This window comes from Serratia oryzae (genome assembly GCF_001976145.1).
In the GTDB taxonomy this organism is placed as follows: Bacteria; Pseudomonadota; Gammaproteobacteria; order Enterobacterales; family Enterobacteriaceae; genus Chania; species Chania oryzae.
In genome coordinates, this window is the sequence record NZ_MOXD01000050.1 from 1 (window position 1) to 1,164 (window position 1,164).

A 1,164-nucleotide genomic window follows, 5' to 3' on the forward strand; every position below is an offset into this window, starting at 1 on the left:
CCCTTGTATGTTTGTAGTTGATGTAAAAAGATAGGTTGTACCGTGTTCTTACCCGGCGTGGCAGCACGTACGCCCTCTGGGACACCAAGCCCGTGGGAGAGCTTATTGCGCCACGTCGGTTTCATGATGAGCCCGAACAGCTGCCTGGACGACGATGCTGTCAGTCCGTATCACGCAAGGCTGGGAGACATGAGATGAAGCAAAAGACTTACGTCGGTATTGACATCGCCAAAGAGAAGTTCGACGTGTTTATCAACACAGACCCTCGTATTGCTCAATTTGACAATACGCCCTCAGGGCATCAGGCGTTAATCTCCTTGCTTGAGACCTATGAGGTCGAGCTGATCGCCATGGAGGCGACAGGTAAATATCATGGGCCACTTTGCGCAGCGCTCACGTTGAAGACATTGCCCGTAGCGGTCGTTAATCCCCGGCAGGTCAAGAATTTTGCCCGAGCGTTGGGAAAACGGGCGAAAACAGACACGATAGATGCTGCCGTGTTATGCCGCTTTGCCCAGGCGATAGAGCCGCCAGTGAGGGAACAAAACGATGTTCAAACTCAACGTCTGGCGGGAATGGTAACGCGGCGGCGTCAGTTGATAGAGATCCGCACAGCGGAGCTTAACAGGCTTGAGGGTGCGTTATACGAGGCCAGCCAATCGATACATGCCCATGTCAATTGGCTGAATCAGCAGATTAGCGATATTGACGATGATATACACCGACAACTGAAGGTGATGCCAGTCTGGCAGGAGAAAGCCAGGTTGCTCGAAGAGGTTAAAGGGTTAGGCAAAGTGACGGTGTCGACGTTACTGGCGTTGTTACCGGAGCTAGGTAAGCTGACACGGAGAGAAATCAGTGCGTTAGTTGGCGTGTGCCCGTACGCCCATGAAAGTGGGAAAATGAAAGGGCAGCGAACGATCTGGGGCGGTCGTTCGGCGGTGAGAGCGGCGCTTTACATGGCAACGTTGTCGGCAACGCGTAGCAATAAGACGATAAAAGAGTTCTATGACAGGCTGGTTGCACGAGGTAAAGCGAAGAAAGTGGCGTTAACAGCGTGCATCAGAAAGCTGTTAACGATATTAAACGCGATGCTGCGAGATAATAGGCAATGGGTGACAAATTAATCATCACCCATTGACTTTAAACACAGCTGCTCTCCCT

Annotated in this window: 1 protein-coding gene; it reads left to right on the top strand. The window is 51.7% G+C overall.

Annotated elements, in window-relative coordinates:
• Nucleotides 1-194: 194 nt before the first annotated feature.
• Nucleotides 195-1,127, top strand: a complete 933-nt coding sequence (locus BMI79_RS22830; RefSeq protein ID WP_076944412.1) for an IS110 family RNA-guided transposase — start codon at nt 195-197, stop codon at nt 1,125-1,127.
• Nucleotides 1,128-1,164 lie beyond the last annotated feature (37 nt).

What these genes read in the sequence shown, in the direction of transcription:
- BMI79_RS22830 (WP_076944412.1), top strand. Translation starts at nt 195, where the DNA reads ATGAAGCAAAAGACTTACGTCGGTATTGACATCGCCAAAGAGAAGTTC.